The organism is Streptomyces sp. NPDC059787, from assembly GCF_042732315.1.
Taxonomy (GTDB): Bacteria; Actinomycetota; Actinomycetes; order Streptomycetales; family Streptomycetaceae; genus Streptomyces; species Streptomyces atrovirens.
In genome coordinates, this window is record NZ_JBHWHX010000043.1 from 40,752 (window position 1) to 58,980 (window position 18,229).

Genomic DNA, 18,229 nt, shown 5'->3' on the forward strand with positions numbered 1-18,229 from the left:
GGTGGGAGGCTCGCCGCGCCGGTTTGTCACCTCGGTACGCCGCCCGGCCCGCTCACCATCGACATGGTCGAGCAGGCCGCCGTGGTCCCCTACCGCGACCGCGACCTGGACCACTCCTGGTCACAGATCGGGCAGTCCTTGGGCATCTCCAAGCAGGCAGCCTGGGAGCGATACGGAAAGTCCCGCCCGGAACAGGCATCACGGTAGCGGGCACCACCAGCGGCGCGGCCGGGGCGGTGGCCCGGTCCGGGGTATCAGCTCAGTGCGTTCAGCAGGCGCTGCTGACTCGCCTCGAAGAGCTCCTCCGACCGGACCGGGGACAGGGACCTGGAAGATCCCCATTCTTGCTGGTCAGAGGCGCTTTCTGTTTTTCTGGCCACCCCTTGGACAGCTGACCCCGTGAAAGCCCGAGGCTACGGTGTCACGGGTTCCAGCCGCAGCCGCAGCCGCCGGGCCGGCCAGGGGGGTGGCTCGGCCAGGCCGAACCAGACCCGGGCATCCTCCCCGGTGCGGACGGGCAGACGAGGGAAATCGTTCTCGGCGTGCTCGGTGCGGTGCAGCGCATGGCCCGGATTCAGGTGCCGGGCGGCGTACGCGTCGAAGGCGGCCGCGTCGGCGGGGTGGCAGACGGTCGCGAACACTTCACCGGCGCCGGGCGGAGGCGTGAAGCCCGGGCCGCGCAGCAGCAGGACATCGTCGCTGTCGACCATGGTGGCGTTGGCCGCATCGCGGTGCTCCCGCCAGACCGGGCCGGTGTAGAACGCCTGCAGCGCGCGTCGGCGGTGCGCCATGTCGGGGAATGCGCGCAGCCAGACGAAGCGGTCCGGGTCGTCCAGGTCGCGGAAACGGCCTCCGACGGTGATGCCGACCGCCTGCTGACCGGTCACGAACTCGCGCTCGAACAGCTCGATCAGCGTCTCCCGGGCTCCAGGATGCAGGGTGTACTGCCGGAGTTCGACGATGCTCATCCGCCGGCCTGCCCCGTGCGGGTGAACTCCATGACCCAGTTGAGCTCCCAGGATCGGCCGTCGTCGGCGGAGAACTCCTGCTCCCAGCGGGCAGCAGCCGGGCCGAGGCGGTACCAGGCGAAGTGGACCCGGATCGGCCGGCCGTTGTGGGTGTCCTCTCCGTGGAAATCACCGCGGTCACCGGTGAAGCCGCCGATCACCGGCGGATCCAGCCGGCCCGTCCGGCTGTCGGACCAGTGGAGAGACCACCGCTCCGTCTCCCGGTCGAACAGCCGCAGGGTCACGCCCTGACGGTCAAGGGTGGGAAAGGTGATCTCGTCAATGTTGCCGGCGCCCCCGAAAAGCGGCCGGACCACCGCGTGACCGGGGAACTCCACCCAGGTGCCGGGGCCCGAGCCGAGTGGTGTGGTGAGACGGCGGTTGGCCACGTCCCAGGAGCCGTGCAGGAAGTCGAAGTCGTCCATGCGCCGCAGGTTAGGGCCGGTCCACTGACATCCCCTGTCAGTGGATACTGGGCGGCATGCGTGCGAGTCGGCTGGTCACCCTGCTTCTGCTGCTCCAGAACCGGGGCCGGATGACGGCCCGGCAGCTGGCCGAGGAATTGGAGGTCTCCGTACGGACCGTCTACCGAGACGTCGAGGCGCTCGGCGCCGCCGGTATCCCGCTGTACGGTGACGCCGGACACGCGGGCGGCTACCGGCTGGTCGACGGCTACCGGACCCGGCTCACCGGACTGACCGCGGACGAGGCGCAGGCCGCGTTCCTCGCGGCACTCCCCGGCGCCGCCGCCGAGCTCGGCCTCGGCGAGGCGCTCGCCACCGCCCGGCTCAAGCTGCGGGCCGCCCTTCCGGCGGAGCTGCGCGAGCACGCCGAGCGGATCCAGGAGCGCTTCCTGCTCGACGCCCCCGGCTGGTACGGCGACGTCGACCGTACGCCTCACCTGACCGCGGCCGCCGCCGCGGTGTGGGCACGGCGGGCGGTGGTACTGCGATACCGGCGCTGGCGGGCGCCGGAGGAGATCGAGCGGCGGGTGGAGCCGTACGGGCTCGTGCTCAAGGCCGGTCGCTGGTACCTGGTCGCCGACGGACCATCCGGGATCCGCACCTACCGGATCGACCAGGTCCTCGAACTCCGGCAACTGGAAGACGAGTTCGCCATACAGGACGGGTTCGACCTGGCCAGGCACTGGAACAGCTATCTGGCCGACTTCCGAGCGAGACTCCACACGGGGGAGGCCCTGCTACGGCTCACCCCGGAGGGCGCCCGCCGCCTCGGCGTCACACCCACCGGTGACGGATGGACGGAGGCCAGGGTGCCCATCGAGTCGATCGACCACGCCCACGGAGAGTTCCTGCGGCTGGGCGCCGACGTCGAGGTCATGGCACCGGCTGAACTCCGCGACCGCATCGCCGAGACGGTACGGACCCTGGCCACCCGCTACGAAGGGCGGCCCTGGGCAAAGGGTTCTCCCGACCGGGACACCGGCCACCCGCACCCTCCCCCCTGCACCCGCACATGCGCGTAGGACCTCGTACGCGTCTTCACTTGAGCAGTGCGGCTTTCTCGACGACGACAAGACTGTAGGCCCGCCCCCGTCACCCCCGGGCGCCAGACGCACCCATAAGGGCTGACGAGAAGACTCCACACCGCGTGTCACCACGCGCACCACCTCCACCGCACACAGGAGGGGTGTGAACGTGCTGTGGACACGGTGGGCGGGCAGCGGTTGAGGGCGCGCCCACCCGTCACCGACGTACGCGGCCGGCCGATACCGTGCACGGGCCCGGATGCGACGGCACCGCACCGCGGGACGGCGTCCCGCGTATGGCAGCACAGACCCGAACAAGCCGGCTCACCTGAACGTCGCCACCCGTCCGATTCGGGAAAGGCCGGGGCAATGGGGCTCTTCGCAGTCGAGGGGGTAGATCTGGGCTGGCCGATGAGTGCCGTGCGGACGACAGCCACCCGCGTCTGGGACGTCGGGCCAACGGCACGTCGTTCAGGGCCGCGTCCGGTCTCGGGCGCACCGCAGTGTCCGCGGGGGTCCGGGTGCGCACCTCCGGACCAGTGAAGAGGGGGTGATCGCCGCGCTGGTTCACCCCACCGCCGGTGGATCGTCGTTCTGGCGGGGCGGGGACAGCTCCCTGAGGCCGGGGGGTACCCCGGTGTCCTCCAGGGGGTGCCAAGTGTTGCCCGCTTGGGCGGTGAGGACGATCAGGGCCGCCACGAAGATGAGGAAGGCCAGCACGAACGAGCCCTTCGCGGTGTCCGGGTCGCCGGGTGCGGAACCGCTCAGCAAGAGGTAAACGTGCACGGCTGGCGCCGCCGCGCCGAGGCCGTAGGCCCAAAGGGCCGCCTGCACGGTCGTGGTGGCCGGATGACGGCGGGTGGTGGGGGCGTGGACGAAGAGCTCCTTGAGGTGCGCGCGGACGGCGGCCTGGAAGTCGGGGTCGCGGCCCACGTCTCCGGTGCGCATCTCACTGGGGATGATCCAGGACCGGTCGATGTAACGGAATGCGGCCGCGGTGACCGGGTGGGTCGGTTCGGCCGCGTCCCGGACCACTTTGATGGTGGAGTCGTCGATCAGGCCGTCCTGCCGCAGCAGGCGGACGGCCACCTTGGCCGCGCGACAGGAGTTGCGTTCCAGGTCGTGGGGTTGGTAGTCGGTGGAGCACAACCGTTCGCCGGCGCTCAGCAGCTCCGCGTGGTAGATGTCGAGCCCCGGCCAGGCCCGCACCTGCAGGACCGCTCGGGCCTCGACCGAGCGCCGCCACAACCGGATCAGCCACATCGCGACGTTCACGGCCGTCAGCGAGACCAGGCAGGTCGTCAGTATCCCCATGGGACGACGATCGGGGAGGGCACCCACCGCCCGCAAGACCCGTGGTCGCTCGCGGATTCGCCCGGAACGGCCGGCGGCGCCTTCACGGGCCGGGCGGCCGCGGCTGGGCAGGTTCTCGCGCAACACGCAACGGTCGACGGCGCCCTCGGCCGACGCCCACCACCGCGGACGGTTGCCCTTCTCCGCGGCCCGCCGAACATCCGGGCACAGGGACCGGTCCGCGACAAGCGCTGATGAGGTGCGCCTTGATGGCTTGGCCTTTTGCCTGACCGGTCGGCGGCTGGAGGAGACCGGACGATCAGGCGCATACAGGCGATGGGCAACTCCCGTCGCGAAGCGCACGATGTCCGGCGGCAGGAGCCAAGAGCTCGTAACACGATCAAGTCACCCGATCCCAGTAGTCGTGTGTGGTGGAGCGTGGGAGCGTGGCCCTCAGTCGCGGGCGACGACCTGTGTGGGGAAGAGGGGCTGGATGAGTGTGGTGTGGGCGGCGACGTCGCCGGAGTCGGGACTGTTCCATGAGGTCGAGAGATGTTCAGAGGTGAAAGATCTGTCGGACCGCTTCAACGACCTGCGTGCCCGCGGGCAGGGGTACGTCGAGGTTCGGTGGCCGGACAGGGAGTTCCCGGTGCTGACCCTGGCCTTCCGGGATGGTCACGCGGTCGTCCATCTGATGAGTGACACGGAGCGGATGTCCCTGCTCGTAGGAGACGGCACTGTGCCTTCGGAGGCCGGGGTTGAAGTCCCGATCATGGACAACCTTGCTGTTTTCACGGGCGACTTTGTTCTTGATGTCGATCGGGCGTGGGATGTGGTGCACGACTTCGCCCGGACGCGGGCGGCCGGTGGAGCGGTGGCGTCGCCAGTGGCGCGAGCGGGGCGAGGCTGGAGTTCTGCCGAAGGTCTCCTCAGCCGGGCGGCCGAGGCTCAGTGAGAAGCAGGTCGCCAAGCCGGAGCGGGAGTTGGAGCGCGGCCCACTGGTCCAAGGCCGGGTCGACCAGCGGTGGAGCCTGGCCCGGGTGAAGACGCTGATCGGCCGGCTGTTCCATGTGAGCTACCCGGTCGAGGGGGCATGGCGGCTGCTGAAACGGCACGGCTGGTCGTGGCAGCAACCTGCCCGCCGCGCGATCGAGCGTGACGACGCCGAGGTGGACCTGTGGAAGGGCGATGGGGCCTGCATGGCCGGAGTCCGAAGGTGCTGGACAGATACGGTGGCGGGATGAACGAGAGCCTGCCTGCCGATGTGGCCGACGTGCTTGCGGCAGTCCTGAACGGGGACACCCCGGTTCATATCGCGCTCCAAAGGCAGGTTCCGCGCCTCGGCGTGCGAGCGCGCTGCACATGTGGGTGTGGCACCGCCTGCTTCGAGCTCGACACCAGCAAGGTGGAACCTGCGCCCACCGGCCCCGGCACGGTAGTGGTGGCCGAAGCGCAGCTCGTCACCGAAGCCGGCGAGTGTCCCGGTGAGGTCCTGGTCTTCGCCCAGGGCGGCTATCTGTCGTGGCTGGAAGTCTGTTCATGGAGCGACGACATCGAAGTGACACTGGCCGCCGCGCGTCACTGGTTGCAGACACGCTCTTGATCCCGAACGACCAGCGCCCAGTGGGCTCCACGACACAGCCGACATCAGGAGTTCGAGTTCAGTGGCAGCCCGATCAGCGCGAGGCCCGCATCGCCCGGCTGCGTGATCTCGACCAGCGGCTCACCGGAAAACTCGCCCGCACTCACGCGGAGTTCAACTACCTCGAGGAGCGTCACCGACTCCTCCTGTCCGTCCTGGCCGCCAAGGACGACGAGCTCCAACGTCTCCGGCACTCGTCCTGGTTGGAGCCCTATCCCCGCGTCGTCGGCGTCACCAGCCCCAGCTCGTACGCCAAGATGACCAACTGCACCCGGTCTCGCGCGTCCAGCTTTGTCAGCAGCCTGCCCACATGGGCCTTGGCCGTGGCCATGCTGATGTGCAGCCGTGTGGCGATCTCCGCGTTGGACAGTCCGCGACCGACGAGGGTGAGCACTTCCCGTTCGCGGGCGGTGATGCCCTCCACCGGTCGCGGGGGCGGCGGTGTGGCATCGGGGCGGGCCGCGAACTCCGCGATCAGGCGGCGTGTCACGCTCGGTGCGATGAGGGCGTCGCCCGCGGCGACGACCTCGATCGCGGTGAGGATCTGGTCCATGTCCATGTCCTTGACGAGGAAGCCGCTCGCCCCCGCACGCAGCGCGCCGTAGACGTACTCGTCGTCGTCGAACGTGGTGAGGATGAGAACCTTCGGTGGTGCGCTGGAGCCTGCGGTGATCTGCCGGGTGGCTTCGATGCCGTCCATGCCGGGCATCCGGATGTCCATCACCACCACATCCGGCGCCAGCTGGTCCACGAGCCGCACCGCCTCCTCCCCGTTCGCCGCCTCGCCCGCCACCTTCAGCCCGGGGCGGTCGGCGATCAGCACCCGCAACCCGTGCCGGACCAGCGGCTGGTCATCGGTGAGCAGCACCCGGATCATGTGACTGCCACCGGCAGCGGGAGCCGTGCCGCAACACGGAAGCCGCCTTCGGGGCGCGGTCCGGCCGTGAACTCACCGTGCAGCAACGCCGCCCTTTCCCGCATGCCCGTCAGCCCGTAGCCGGCTGCGCCGGGCAGACCGGACGGGCCGCGGCCCTTGTCGGTGATCTCGATGAACAGATCGTCCTCCCCGCAGTCGATGGTCACCCGGCAGGCGGGGGCACCTGAGTGGCGGACCACGTTGGTGATCGCTTCCTGGATGATGCGGTACCCGGACAGCTCGATCTCCGCCGGCAGTGGCCGCCGCTCCCGGCGCCACTCGATGTCCACCCGCAGCCCCGCGTCCTGGGCCCGCGCCACCAGCCCGTCGAGATCAGCGAGCCCCGGCGCCGGGCTGAGCGGTGCGCCGTCCCCGGGGACCGCCTGCCGCAGCGCGCCGAGCATCCGGCGCAGGCCCGCCAAGGTGTCCCGGCTGGTGTCCTCGATGGCGGCAAGGGCGTTACGGGCCTCCGACGGCTGAGTGTCGATGACGCGCCGACCCACCCCGGCCTGGATGGCGATGACGCCGATGCTGTGCGCCACCATGTCATGCAGCTCCCGGGCGATCCGCAGCCGCTCCGCGACGACGGCCCGCTCAGCTGCCCGGGCCCGCAGGTCGGCCGTGTGCTGGCGGCGTTCGCGGACCGAGTAGCCGACCGTCCAGGCGGTGACCATCATCAGAGCCAGGAAGACCGAGGCGGCGAGGAACGGCGACGAGCCCTCCCTGTAGTAGCCGGCGCCCCCGATCTGTACGCCGAGCGCCACCAGCGCGGCTGCGACCGCGATCCGCCTCGACCGGGTGGCGGCGATCCATCCGACGGTGAGGTCGGTGAGGACCGCCTGCAGAAACGCGATCTGCCACGCCTGCGTCTGCGCGGGCGGCACGATGCCCATCACGCGCTGGCCCGCGGCCATGGCCGAGTCCGCCCGCACGGTCGCCGCGAAGGAGGCGGTGAGCAGCAGCGCCAGGGCGGGCAGCGGCCGACGCAGCACCAGGGGCAGCAGCAGAACGGCGAGCAGTGCGGCCGGCAGCAGGCGCGTGCCGGTCAGTTCCCGGCCGGTGTTCAGCACGACGACGTAGAGGAGGACGACGTATGCGATACCTGAGCACCAGGCCAAGTTCTCGACAAGGAGCGACCGCGGAGTGTCCTGCGGGGCTTTCATGCGCCGATCATAGGCAGACAGCTCGCACCGCGGCATTGGCCCACAGACCTACTCCCAGGGGCCAACGGGAACGCACCGATTGCGGCCGGTGGTCCGATGCCCGAGCCGTATCCGCCCCGGCAGCGTGAACACTGTGATCGAAGCGACCGAACTCACCAAGCGCTACGGCGAGACCACCGCCGTCGACCGGCTGTCCTTCACCGTACGCCCGGGCGTGGTCACCGGGTTTCTGGGCCCGAACGGTGCAGGGAAGACCACCACGTTGCGGATGGTCCTCGGGTTGAACAAGCCCACTGGCGGCACCGTCACCGTCGACGGGCAACCGTTCGGCGACCGCCCCCGCGGCCTGCGACACGTCGGCGCCCTGCTCGCCGCCCACGACGTACACGGCGGCCGCACGGCCCGTGCCCATCTGGCGGCGCTTGCGGTCAGCAACGGCCTGCCGCGCAGGCGGGTCGCGGAGGTACTGGCGGAGGTAGGCATGGCAGACGCGGCCGGCCGCAGGATCGACGGATTCTCCCTGGGGATGAAACAACGGCTCGGTATTGCCGCCGCCCTGCTCGGCGATCCGCCCGTACTCGTCTTCGATGAACCGCTCAACGGCCTCGACCCCGAAGGGCTGCGCTGGGTGCGCAGCCTCTTCGAGCAGCTGGCGGACGAGGGCCGCACCGTGCTCATCTCCAGCCATCTGATGCGGGAGATGGAGCAGACCGCCGAGGAGCTGATCGTCATCGGCCGCGGCAGGCTGATCGCGGCACAGAGCCTGCACGACTTCGCGACCCGCAACACACAACTGCGGGTGAGCGTCCGTACACCCGACACGGAAGTCCTCCCCGGACTGCTGGCAGGCGAGGGCGCGACGGTCCGCGCGGAGCCCGACGGGTCGTACGCGGTGACCGGTCTGCCCGCGGACCGCATCGGAGAACTCGCCTTCACACACGGGGTGCGGCTGCACGAGCTCAGCCCGCACTCGGCCTCCCTTGAAGAGGCGTTCATGGAACTCACCCGGGAGAGCGTCGAATACTCCGCAGGAGCCGCCCGATGACCGCCGTACTCGACAAGGCCCCCGCCCGCCTCCCGGCCGGGGCAGCTGCACGGTTCCGCCATCTCCTCGCCGCCGAGTGGATCAAACTCTGGTCACTGCGCTCCACCTGCTGGGTGCTCGGTGCCGGCGCGCTGACCGTGATCGGCATCAATGTGAACTCCGCCGCGTCGAACGCGAACCGGCTGGCGCGTCAGCAACTGCCGTCGGAGCCGCCGCCAGGGGTTCCGGCCCGCCCTGAGCTGTTGTTCGATCCGCTGCACACGGCGTTCGTCGATCCCGCCTGGCAGCTGCTCATGGTCATCACCGCAACGGTGGGAGGGATCGTGGTCTTCGGCGAGTACACCAGTGGGATGATCCGTACGACCTTCATCGCCGTGCCTGACCGGCAGGCGGTGATCGCCGCCAAAGCAACCGTGGTGTCGGCGGTCATGCTGACGCTCGGCACGCTCGTCTCCGGCACCTCCTTCGGTGTCACCCAAATGCTGCTGAGGGAGTACGGCGGCCTGTCGCTGGGCGACCCAGGCACACTGCGCGCCGTCACCGCAGCCGCTCTGCTGGCACCTCTGTGTGCGCTGGTCGGTATGGCGGTGGGTGCGGTCGTCCGGCACGCCGCGGGCTCCATCGTCGCCGTCATCGCCTTGCTGTTGCTGGTACCGGCGCTGTTCCGGGGCGAGCGCTACCGCTGGGGCAAGGAGATCGGCAACGCCATGCCGCTCAGCGCCTGGGAGCGGCTGGTGGTGAACCCGGAGCGGGCGCGCGACCCGGGCAAGTATCCGCTGACAATCACCGAGGCGTGGATCGTCTACGGCGCGTGGGCCACCGCGGCGGTGGCCATCGCGGTGTTCGTGGTGCGCCGCCGGGATGTATGACCGAAGAGCCTGCCGCCTCAGGTCTGCCCGTTACTTGCCGGCACCCCGAGTCGGTGCCCCCCTGTCACCCCCCACGGATGCGCTTCGGTGGGACGAAACGCTCTCGCCGACCGCGACAAGCCCGCGAGGTCCACCACGCGCTCACCAGGATCCGCTGTCCCGGCGAACAGGCCATGGCCGCCCTGAAGGGCTGGTGCCTTCCGCGGAGGCTCCGCTGCAGCACCAACCGGATCACCGGCATCGTGAAGACCGTTCTCGTCCTTCACCAGTCCCAACCTGAGGTTGGAAAAGGCTCATAGTGACCGGCGCGCCATCGGCCAGGTGACGCGCGCCGCGACGCCGCAGCCGAAGCGGCGGCAACAAGGGCCTGGGTGGTGCAGCCCCGGCGCAGCGCAGGTGGCCCGCCCGATGGACCGGGAGCGCGGTTCTGCCGGAGCAGGCGCCGCGTGCGGGGCCGGGCTGCCGTGCCTCGCCCGCCGACGGGTCCGGACGGGCACTCTCCCTGTTCACTGCGGTACCGCCGGGCAGGCCCGTCCTGAGCCGCGCGCACCGGGTGGGTCACTGATACTGGACAAATGGGCAAGCTTCGGCAGTACGTCCCAGTGGGTCGGCGGGGCAACAGGGTGCCGTCGGAAGCCGGCCCGGAGGGGCAGCGCGGCTCGGCCGGCCGGCGCGTCCTGTCCCTGCTGAATCCGCGCAGCGTCGCCGGTCAGGTCTTCCTGCTGCAACTGGTGGTCGTGCTGTTGCTCATCGTCACGGCCGTGGTGGCGCTCGTGATCCAGGACCGCAACAGCGCCATCCAGGAGGCCGGTGATCGCTCGCTGGTGGCGGCCGAGTCGTTCGCGAAGGCGCCGGGCACGGCGGAGGCGATGCAGAGCGATGACCCGACCGCCGCGCTTCAGCCCCATGCCGAGGCAGTGCGCAAGAAGACCGGTGTCGACTACGTCGTGGCGCTGAGCCCCTACGGCTTCCGCTGGACCCACCCGGACCCGGACCAGATCGGGAAGCACGTCTCCGCCTCCTACGGCGAGGCGCTCGAAGGTGAGCCCCACCAGACCACGTTCGACAGCAGTCTGGGAAAGGCGGTCGACTCGACGGTGGCCGTCTTCGACGAGGAGGGGACCGCGGTCGGCCTCGTCACCGTGGGGGTCACGGTGGACAAGGTGACCAGTGTGGTGCAGCACCAGATCCCGGTGCTCTTCGCGGCCGGCGGTGTCGCGCTGCTCCTTGCCGCGGGCGGGTCGGCGCTGGTCAGCGGGCGATTGCGGCGCCAGACCCGAGGTCTGTTGCCGGTGGAGATGACCCGCATGTACGAGCATCACGACGCGGTGCTGCACGCGGTGCGCGAAGGCGTGATCATCACGGACGGCGACGGGAAGCTGCTGCTGGTCAACGACGAGGCACGCCGACTGCTCGCCCTGCCGCCGAAGGCCGAGGGCAAGCCGGTCACGGCGCTCGGGCTGAGTCCGGCCCTGGCCAGGCTGCTGGAATCGGCCCGGGCGGTCACGGACAAGGTCTTCCTCGCCGGGGACCTCCTGCTCGCCGTCAGCCTGCGGCCGGTGGGCCCGAAGGGGGGTGTCGTCGCCACCCTGCGGGACACCACGGAGCTGCGCGCCCTCGCGGGCCGGGCGGAAGTGGCGGGCGGGCGCCTGCAACTGCTGTACGAGGCCAGCACACGGATCGGGACGACCCTCGACATGAAGCGCACCGCCGAGGAGCTGACCGAGGTGGCGGTCCCGCGCTTCGCCGACTTCGCCACCGTGGAGCTGGTCGAGCCCGTGCTGCTCGGTGACGAGCCGACGGGGGCGCGTACGGAGATGCGCCGGATCGCAGCCGCGGGCATCCGGGAGGAGGCGCCGCTCGACCCGGTCGGGACGTCCCTGCGCTACGTGTCCGACACCCCCGTGTCCGTGGGCATGACCACCGGTCGTCCGGTCCTGGTGCCGCACCTCGCCATGGCCGACGGATGGCGCGCCCAGGACCCGGAGCAGACCCGGAAGGTCATCGAGTACGGGATCCATTCCATGATTTCCGTGCCGCTCCAGGCCCGGGGGCAATTGCTGGGCGTCGTGGAGTTCTGGCGTTCGGAGCAGGACCCCTTCGAGTCGGACGACCTCTTCCCCGCCGAGGAGCTCGCCACGCGGGCGGCCGTGTGCATCGACAACGCGCGCCGCTACACCCGCGAGCACACCACGGCTGTCACCCTCCAGCGCAGCCTGCTGCCCAGGACGTTCCCCGAGCTGTCCGCCCTGGAGGTCGGGCACCGGTATCTCCCCGCCCAGGCGGGCGTGGGCGGGGACTGGTACGACGTCATCCCGCTGCCGGGGGCCCGGGTCGCCCTGGTGGTCGGTGACGTCGTCGGCCACGGACTGCACGCCGCCGCGACGATGGGCCGCCTGAGAACCGCGGTGCACAACTTCGCCTCGCTGGACCTGTCTCCGGACGAGCTTCTCGCGCACCTGGACGATGTGATCACCCGGATCGACCAGGACGCGGCGGCCGAGGGGAACACCGAGGCCGTCACCGGTGCCACCTGCCTCTACGCCGTCTACGATCCGGTCTCCGGGCGGTGTGTCCTGGCCCGGGCCGGCCATCCCGGTCCGGCGCTGGTGTCGGCCGACGGCTCCGTGACCTTCCCCGACATCCCCGTCGCCCCGCCGCTCGGCGTGGGCGGGGGTCTGCCGGTCGAGACGGCCGAACTCCGGCTGGCCGCCGACAGCCGGCTGGTCCTGTACACCGACGGGCTGGTCGAGGCCCGAGGGCGTGACATCGACATCGGGCTCGGCATGCTGAGGGAGGCACTGCTCCGTACGGACGGAGCCACCCCGGACGGCACCTGCCGCGCGGTGCTCGACGCGATGCTGCGCGACGGGGCGAGTGACGACATCGCCCTGCTCGTCGCACGGACCCGGCTGCTGGACCCGGACCGGGTCGCGGAGTGGGAGGTGCCCGACGACCCCGCCGCCGTCTCCCGGATCCGGGCGGAGGCGACCGGCAGGCTGGAGTCCTGGGGGCTCGGCGAGACCGCCTTCACGACCGAGCTGATCCTCAGCGAACTGGTCACGAACGCCATCCGTTACGGAGCGAGCCCCATCAGCCTGCGACTGCTGCGTGACGGCGACAGTCTGATCTGCGAGGTCGGCGACGGCACCAGCACCTCCCCGCACCTGCGCCGCGCGGCCATCACCGACGAAGGGGGCCGTGGTCTGTTCCTCGTGGCGCAGCTGTCGCGCCGCTGGGGCACCCGGTACACCGACAGGGGGAAGATCATCTGGGCTGAGCAGTCGCTGGACGCCGGTGCCGCCAGGAGCCTGGGCGGTCTCCTGATGGCCGACCTGTGAGGGGGGCATGGGACCGGTGCTCCCCTCACGGGTGCGCCCTCCCGGCGGTGTTCAGGAGCCGTCGTCGACGGTGAGGTACGGGATCTTGACCGGGTCCTGGCCGAAGGCTGCCCCGAGATAGACGGCCGACAGTTTGGTGAGCGTCCCGTCGTCGATCAGCTGCTTGATGATGCGGTCCAGCTCCTCCTTGTCGGGTGCCCCCTTCGGGTACAGGGCGCCGTAGCTCTGCCCGGTCCTGTACTGGCCCACGAGGCGCACCCTGTCCTTCTTCTTCTGGGGATACGCCAGCAGGATCGTCGTGTCGTGGACGACCGCGTCGATCCGTCCCTCCTCCAGCGCCGTGACCAGCTCCGGGTCGTTGGCGAACGCGGTCACGGGCTTGGTCGGCTTGAGGCGGTTCGCGACGAACTTCTCGCCCGTGGTGCCCTCGGCCACCCCGATGCGGACGTCGCGGATGTTGTCCTCGTCGATCCGCTCGCCGTCCCTGATGAGCAGTCCCAGGGTCGAGGAGAGGTAGGGCGGGGAGAACACGGCGACCCTGCTCCGTTCCGGGGTGATCGTGATCTGTGCCAGGGCCAGGTCGAAGTCCTTGGTCCGGCCGGACACGACCTCCGGGAAGGGGGCGTTCTTCACCGTCACCCGGTCGAGGCCGGCCCGGTAGGCGATGTTGGCCGCCATGCAGTACTCGTATCCGCTCGTCACGGAGTCCGGCGTGTCGCCGTTCCACCAGCCGGGCGCGGGCAGGGTCGTCTTGACCGTGAGGGCGCCCGCCGTCTCGGGCGACAGGTCGAACTCCCCGTATCGCCCTGAGATCGGGCAGTCACCGTAACGGACGTTCGACGGCTCCGACCCGCCCTGGTCGCACGCCGACGTCACGGCGATGAGCGCCACACTGACAGCCCCGGAGACGATCGCTGCCGCGGCGCGCATCATTGCACCTCCGGTAGGGACATTCTCCTGACGTCACCATAAATCACCACACACGATGCGACCGCCCGAGCCCGAGGACGGCCCGCAGCCCGGCAGGATGCTCCGCTCTGGTGACAGTCGCGGGCTGTCGTGCGCGGCCACACGACGGACCGCCCCGGACCTGCTCTTGTGTTCATCGCCGCATAGGACGAACAGAGGAGTAGCGCCGTGCCCTCTCAGGGTTCCGACCTCTCGTACACCGTGCCGGGTATGAGCACGCAGGACAGCAGCCGGATCGTGACGATGCTGCAGCTGCGCCTGCACGCGCTGAACGATCTGCACCTGACGTTGAAGCACATCCACTGGAACGTGGTCGGTCCGCACTTCATCGCGGTCCACGAGATGCTCGACCCCCAGGTGGACGAGGTGCGGTCCATGACCGACGACCTCGCCGAGCGGATCTCCACCCTCGGCGGTGAGCCCAAGGGAACCCCCGGTGCCCTGGTCGACGAGCGCACCTGGAACGACTACTCGATCGGGCGGGCCGAAGCCATCGAGCACCTCGGCGCCCTGGACCTCGTCTACACGGGTGTGATCAAGGACCACCGTGAGGCCATGCAGGCCACCGAGACGTCCGACCCGGTCACCCAGGACATGCTCATCGAGCAACTGCGGGGTCTGGAGCTGTTCCAGTGGTTCGTACGCGCCCACCTGGAGTCCAGCGGCGGCAGGCTCAGCACCCGCGGCGCCACCACGGAGACCGGCGCCGCAGGACAGGCGGCGGACCAGGCGCGCGAGCAGCCCTGACCGGGACGGGAACGAGCCGCGGCCCGTTCCTTCCCGTGGGTGGTCAGCCGGCGGCGCCGCTGACGTACTCGTTCAGCGCCTGGCCGGGCCGCAACGTGACGCGGTCGTCGTCGAGGTGGAAGGCACCGAACCCGAGCACCGCGACGCTCTCGCCCCTCTTGAGCCCTTCGGCGATCACGCCGGGATGCTCCACGGTGCCGAAGAGCGCGTCGATCACCCGCTCCACCTGCTCCGCCGCCAGGTGCTGATCCGCGTCCGCGGTTCGGCGTGCGACGGCTTCGACCGGGGCGTTCTTGTCCATGGCTTCCCCTTCGGGGGCAGCGTGCGACGGCATTCCCGTCACCGCGTTCCGTCGCTCGGCGCCCCGTCCGAGGGGCAGACGGCGCGGACGGCGACCGCTCCGGTCCCGGCCGGGTCCGACCGCCTGCGGTCGCTGGACTACCGCTCCGGAACACCGCTGTGCCGGTAGCGCACGGCGAGGGCCGCGATGTCGTCGTCGAGCCCTCCGTGCGCGTAGTGGAACAGGTCCGCGTGGAGCCGGTCCAGCAGCTCGCGGGGCGTCGCCCGGTGGTGCCGTCGCGCCCAGTCCGCCAGCGGGAAGAACTCGCCGGTCCGGTCGCGGGTCTCCGTCACGCCGTCGGTGTAGAGCAGCATCTGGTCGCCCGGCGCGAAGGCGGTGGTGTCCACGTGGTAGTGGTCTCCCAGGAGGGCGGAGAGGTTGAGGGGGGTCGAGGCGAGGGTGGGCTCGAGAACCTGGACCTCCCCGCCGCGCAGGAACACCGGTGGCGGATGTCCGCAGTTCAGGATGCTGATGTGCCTGCCATCGTGCGGGATCTCGACGATCAGGGCGGTGGCGAAGTGCTCGATCTGATCGTCAGCGGGGACACTGGCGCTGTAACGGGAAACGGTGCGCTGGATCCGCCGGATGACGGCCCTGAGGTCGGGCTGGTCGTACGCGTTCTCCCGGAAGCAGTTGATCACCGCGGAGGCGGCACCCACCGCCGACAGGCCCTTGCCACGCACGTCGCCGATGAGCAGCCGGACGCCGTAGGGCGTGTCGGCGGCCTCGTAGAAGTCGCCTCCGATCCGTGCCTGCTCCTGGGCCGCCAGGTACAGCGACTCGATCTCGATGCTGCGGATCAGGTGCGGCAGCGGCCGCAGCAGCACCTTCTGAGCCGCGTCGGCGACGAGCCGGACCTGGAAGAGCGTCTCCTCGCGCTGGAGTCGCAGATGGCTCGCGTATGCGGCCGCCAAGGTGACGGCGGTGATCGCGGCGGCCGTGTACGGCGTTCCCAGATCGGAGTAGATGAAGCTGAGGCCGATCATGACCAGCAGGCAGAACGTCCCCAGCAGGACCGTCGGGAGTACGGGCCACAGTGCGGCTGCGAGGGCGGGGGCCGCGGGCAGCAGACGGCTGAAGGCGATCTCCCTCGGTGTGGAGGCCGCCAGGCCGGTGATGAGGACGGTGACGAGCACGGGTGACAGCAGCACGGCTTCCCGCCGGCCGCCGCGGGGACGAGGGCGACGCCGGAGCCTTCTTGACTGAATCACACACAAGATCTTATCCGGACAATACGGACATCATGCCGGTTGCCTGGCTCGGCAACCGGTTCCTGATCGCGGCGAGCACCTCGGCGCGACTGCGCGGGCCGTCGTCCGCGGTGACGAGGTGGTCGCCGATGCGCAGCAGGAAGGTGATCAGGCAGCGGACCTCGACGTCGTCCTCGTCGGGACAGAAGGCTCCGTGGAGTGCGCACAGGCAGCAGGACTCCGTCAGGTCTCCGGGTTCGGCCTGTTCCTGGGCATGTTGGGTGGACGGACGCACATGAAGTGAACCGTGTCCGGGCGAAGTCGGCGTGGTACGTGGCTGATGTGTTCGCGTCGGTGCCGCGCAAGGACCGGCGGGCCAAGGACGGCCGCTACTCGCGGGGGCTGATGCTGGACGGCCGTCGCAAGTCGATCCAGGCCGTGGTCTCGCGGCTGCCGGACGGCAACGAACGGAATCTGCAGCAGTTCGTGAACCAGTCGGCCTGGGATCCGGTGCCGGCGCAGCGGTGGATCTGTGAGCGGATGCCGCCGCTGCTCGCCCCGGCGGCCTGGGAGATCGATGACGTGTCGGTGCCCAAGGGCGGAAGGATGTCGGTTGCCGTGGCCCCGCAGTGCTGCGGGCCCTGGACGAACGCGCCGATCCGGGCCGCCGCCTCGGCCGGACAGAGCTGGTGGGACGGCATCCTGCCCGACTGCTGGCTGTTGACCGAGTGGCCCGAGGACGCCGAGGCGCCCACCGACCACTGGCTGTCCAGCCTGTCGGCCGACACCCCGATCGCCGGCCTGATCCGTCTGGCCAAGGGCCGTCGGTGCGTCGAGCACGACTACCACGAGCTCAAGTGCCTCCACGCCGCCCAACAGGCCCTCAGCGGCCGACGCCGAGCAGGAACGAGCTCGCGCAGCGCAGTGTGAGGGCCTGGACGCAGTCCGCCCCCGGGGTGCCGCCGGCCGGCTGCGGCTCCTCATGACCCGCCAAGTGCCGCCGTATCGGGGTGGCCGTAGAAGCCGCGGCCCGTCTTCCGGCCGAGCAGACCCGCCTGGACCATGCGGCACAGCAGTGGCGGTGGGGCGTAGAGGGGCTCCTTAAACTCCGCGTACAAGGACTCGGCGACGGCCAGGGTGGTGTCGAGCCCGATGTGGTCGGCCAGTCGCAGCGGGCCCATCGGGTGGGCGCAGCCGCGGACCATGCCCTCGTCGATGTCGTGGGCGACGGCGAATCCGGACTCGAACATGCGGATCGCCGAGAGGATGTAGGGGATCAGCAGGGAGTTGACCACGAAGCCGGCGCGGTCCTGGGAGACGATGACATGCCGTCCCAGGACGTCGCCGGCGAAGCTCCGGATCCGTTCCCAGGCCGTCTCGTCCGTGGCCAGGGAAGGGACGAGTTCGACGAGATCGAGGACGGGGACCGGGTTGAAGAAGTGCAGCCCCACGACCTGGCCGGGGCGACCGGTGGCGGCGGCCAGCTTCATGATGGGGATGGACGAGGTGTTGGACGCCAGCAGGGCTTCGGGTCGCACCATGACCTCGTCGAGCCGGGTGAAGACGCCCAGCTTGAGTTCCTCGTCCTCGGGCACGGCCTCGATGGCCAGGTCCCGGTCGGCGAAGTCCGTGAGGTCGGTGGTGAAGGTCAGCGCGGCCAGCGTCATTTCGCGTTCGGTCTCGGTGAGCTTGCCGCGGGCGACCGCCCGGGCCAGGGAGGCCTCGATCCGGCGGCGTCCGGCCTCCACCGCCGGCAGGTCGACGTCGTAGACCAGTGTGTCCAGGCCGTTCCGCGCGCAGAGCTCCGCGATCCCCGCGCCCATGAGCCCGCAGCCGACCACGCCCACGGAGCGGATCCCGGCGGTGTCGCGGCTCATCGCGCACCACCGGAGGCGCCCGGCAGGTTGCGGGCCATGACGATGCGCTGGACCTGGTTGGTGCCCTCGTAGATCTGGGTGATCTTGGCGTCGCGCATCATGCGCTCGACCGGGTAGTCGCGGGTGTAGCCGTAGCCGCCGAGGAGCTGGACGGCGTCCGTGGTGACCTCCATGGCGACGTCGGAGGCGAAGCACTTGGCAGCGGCGCCCTGGAAGGTGAGGTCGGCGTCGCCGCGCTCGGACTTGGCCGCGGCGGCGTAGGTGAGCTGGCGGGCGGCCTCGATCTTCATGGCCATGTCGGCGAGCATGAACTGGATGCCCTGGAAGTCGGCGATCGGCTT

The 18,229-nt window shown here is 70.3% G+C and carries 21 protein-coding genes and 1 pseudogene; 10 read left to right on the plus strand and 12 right to left on the minus strand.

What is annotated here, in order from left to right:
- Window positions 1–63 precede the first annotated feature (63 nt).
- The gene (locus tag ACFV5H_RS30365) at window positions 64–207 is read left to right on the plus strand and encodes a hypothetical protein (RefSeq protein WP_385198148.1); all 144 of its coding nucleotides are present in this window, start codon (window positions 64–66) and stop codon (window positions 205–207) included.
- Between the two features lie 206 nt (window positions 208–413).
- On the opposite strand, the gene ACFV5H_RS30370 is transcribed toward ACFV5H_RS30365, so the two are convergent.
- Window positions 414–968, minus strand: coding sequence for an NIPSNAP family protein (locus ACFV5H_RS30370; RefSeq protein ID WP_385059292.1), 555 nt, complete (start codon window positions 966–968; stop codon window positions 414–416).
- Window positions 965–1,432 (minus strand): hypothetical protein, encoded by a 468-nt coding sequence (locus tag ACFV5H_RS30375; RefSeq protein WP_385059290.1) that lies wholly within the window; start codon window positions 1,430–1,432, stop codon window positions 965–967. Before ACFV5H_RS30375 ends, ACFV5H_RS30370 begins: the two co-directional genes overlap by 4 nt.
- A gap of 56 nt (window positions 1,433–1,488) precedes the next feature.
- On the opposite strand from ACFV5H_RS30375, the gene ACFV5H_RS30380 reads away from it, so the two are divergent.
- Entirely contained in the window at window positions 1,489–2,493 is a 1,005-nt protein-coding gene (locus ACFV5H_RS30380) for a helix-turn-helix transcriptional regulator (RefSeq protein WP_385198150.1), read from the plus strand.
- A 570-nt stretch (window positions 2,494–3,063) separates the two neighbouring features.
- On the opposite strand, the gene ACFV5H_RS30385 is transcribed toward ACFV5H_RS30380, so the two are convergent.
- Window positions 3,064–3,810, minus strand: a complete 747-nt coding sequence (locus tag ACFV5H_RS30385; RefSeq protein ID WP_385059653.1) for a hypothetical protein — start codon at window positions 3,808–3,810, stop codon at window positions 3,064–3,066.
- 472 nt (window positions 3,811–4,282) lie between these two features.
- Between ACFV5H_RS30385 and ACFV5H_RS30390 the strand changes: the two genes are divergently transcribed.
- Genes ACFV5H_RS30390 through ACFV5H_RS30400 form a run of 3 tightly spaced genes read left to right on the plus strand, consistent with a single transcriptional unit; the run spans window position 4,283 to window position 5,392 of the window.
- Complete coding sequence (locus ACFV5H_RS30390; protein WP_385198151.1) at window positions 4,283–4,744, plus strand: hypothetical protein; 462 nt, start codon at window positions 4,283–4,285, stop codon at window positions 4,742–4,744.
- On the plus strand, window positions 4,656–5,033 hold the full coding sequence (locus ACFV5H_RS30395) for a winged helix-turn-helix domain-containing protein (RefSeq protein ID WP_385059399.1): 378 nt from the start codon (window positions 4,656–4,658) through the stop codon (window positions 5,031–5,033). Before ACFV5H_RS30390 ends, ACFV5H_RS30395 begins: the two co-directional genes overlap by 89 nt.
- Window positions 5,030–5,392, plus strand: a complete 363-nt coding sequence (locus ACFV5H_RS30400) for a hypothetical protein (RefSeq protein ID WP_385059402.1) — start codon at window positions 5,030–5,032, stop codon at window positions 5,390–5,392. The genes ACFV5H_RS30395 and ACFV5H_RS30400 overlap by 4 nt, the downstream gene beginning before the upstream one ends.
- Window positions 5,393–5,436: 44 nt before the next feature.
- On the opposite strand, the gene ACFV5H_RS30405 is transcribed toward ACFV5H_RS30400, so the two are convergent.
- The 3 genes from ACFV5H_RS30405 to ACFV5H_RS30415 are packed head-to-tail and all read right to left on the minus strand — an operon-like array spanning window position 5,437 to window position 7,510.
- Window positions 5,437–5,613, minus strand: coding sequence for a hypothetical protein (locus ACFV5H_RS30405; RefSeq protein ID WP_385059404.1), 177 nt, complete (start codon window positions 5,611–5,613; stop codon window positions 5,437–5,439).
- Window positions 5,614–5,642: 29 nt separating this feature from the next.
- Window positions 5,643–6,308: a response regulator gene (locus ACFV5H_RS30410; RefSeq protein WP_385198152.1), complete on the minus strand. Its 666-nt coding sequence runs from the start codon at window positions 6,306–6,308 to the stop codon at window positions 5,643–5,645.
- On the minus strand, window positions 6,305–7,510 hold the full coding sequence (locus ACFV5H_RS30415; protein WP_385198154.1) for a sensor histidine kinase: 1,206 nt from the start codon (window positions 7,508–7,510) through the stop codon (window positions 6,305–6,307). The genes ACFV5H_RS30410 and ACFV5H_RS30415 overlap by 4 nt, the downstream gene beginning before the upstream one ends.
- 133 nt (window positions 7,511–7,643) lie before the next feature.
- Between ACFV5H_RS30415 and ACFV5H_RS30420 the strand changes: the two genes are divergently transcribed.
- From ACFV5H_RS30420 to ACFV5H_RS30430, 3 genes are all read left to right on the plus strand, one after another.
- Window positions 7,644–8,555, plus strand: coding sequence for an ATP-binding cassette domain-containing protein (locus tag ACFV5H_RS30420; RefSeq protein WP_385198156.1), 912 nt, complete (start codon window positions 7,644–7,646; stop codon window positions 8,553–8,555).
- Entirely contained in the window at window positions 8,552–9,424 is an 873-nt protein-coding gene (locus ACFV5H_RS30425; RefSeq protein WP_385198157.1) for an ABC transporter permease, read from the plus strand. Before ACFV5H_RS30420 ends, ACFV5H_RS30425 begins: the two co-directional genes overlap by 4 nt.
- Window positions 9,425–9,999: 575 nt before the next feature.
- The gene (locus tag ACFV5H_RS30430) at window positions 10,000–12,765 is read left to right on the plus strand and encodes a SpoIIE family protein phosphatase (RefSeq protein ID WP_385198159.1); all 2,766 of its coding nucleotides are present in this window, start codon (window positions 10,000–10,002) and stop codon (window positions 12,763–12,765) included.
- 51 nt (window positions 12,766–12,816) lie between these two features.
- On the opposite strand, the gene ACFV5H_RS30435 is transcribed toward ACFV5H_RS30430, so the two are convergent.
- On the minus strand, window positions 12,817–13,695 hold the full coding sequence (locus tag ACFV5H_RS30435) for an ABC transporter substrate-binding protein (RefSeq protein ID WP_385059545.1): 879 nt from the start codon (window positions 13,693–13,695) through the stop codon (window positions 12,817–12,819).
- Window positions 13,696–13,902: 207 nt separating this feature from the next.
- Here ACFV5H_RS30435 and ACFV5H_RS30440 point away from each other — a divergent pair, with 207 nt between their 5' ends.
- On the plus strand, window positions 13,903–14,481 hold the full coding sequence (locus ACFV5H_RS30440; protein ID WP_385059542.1) for a Dps family protein: 579 nt from the start codon (window positions 13,903–13,905) through the stop codon (window positions 14,479–14,481).
- Between the two features lie 43 nt (window positions 14,482–14,524).
- Here ACFV5H_RS30440 and ACFV5H_RS30445 read toward each other — a convergent pair whose 3' ends face one another.
- From ACFV5H_RS30445 to ACFV5H_RS30455, 3 genes are all read right to left on the minus strand, one after another.
- Complete coding sequence (locus ACFV5H_RS30445; protein WP_385198160.1) at window positions 14,525–14,782, minus strand: HU family DNA-binding protein; 258 nt, start codon at window positions 14,780–14,782, stop codon at window positions 14,525–14,527.
- Window positions 14,783–14,919: 137 nt separating this feature from the next.
- Window positions 14,920–15,972: a PP2C family protein-serine/threonine phosphatase gene (locus ACFV5H_RS30450; RefSeq protein WP_385198162.1), complete on the minus strand. Its 1,053-nt coding sequence runs from the start codon at window positions 15,970–15,972 to the stop codon at window positions 14,920–14,922.
- A 70-nt stretch (window positions 15,973–16,042) separates the two neighbouring features.
- Window positions 16,043–16,306, minus strand: a complete 264-nt coding sequence (locus ACFV5H_RS30455) for a hypothetical protein (protein ID WP_385198164.1) — start codon at window positions 16,304–16,306, stop codon at window positions 16,043–16,045.
- A gap of 5 nt (window positions 16,307–16,311) precedes the next feature.
- Here ACFV5H_RS30455 and ACFV5H_RS30460 point away from each other — a divergent pair.
- Window positions 16,312–16,869 (plus strand): annotated as a pseudogene (locus ACFV5H_RS30460) (transposase); the annotation flags it as partial.
- 122 nt (window positions 16,870–16,991) lie between these two features.
- Here the strand turns inward: ACFV5H_RS30460 and ACFV5H_RS30465 are convergent.
- Together ACFV5H_RS30465 and ACFV5H_RS30470 are read right to left on the minus strand one after the other, a co-directional pair.
- The gene (locus tag ACFV5H_RS30465) at window positions 16,992–17,888 is read right to left on the minus strand and encodes a 3-hydroxybutyryl-CoA dehydrogenase (RefSeq protein WP_385059529.1); all 897 of its coding nucleotides are present in this window, start codon (window positions 17,886–17,888) and stop codon (window positions 16,992–16,994) included.
- Window positions 17,885–18,229, minus strand: a 345-nt coding sequence (locus ACFV5H_RS30470) for an acyl-CoA dehydrogenase family protein (RefSeq protein ID WP_385198165.1), incomplete at its 5' end; no start/stop codon positions are given. The genes ACFV5H_RS30470 and ACFV5H_RS30465, both read right to left, overlap by 4 nt.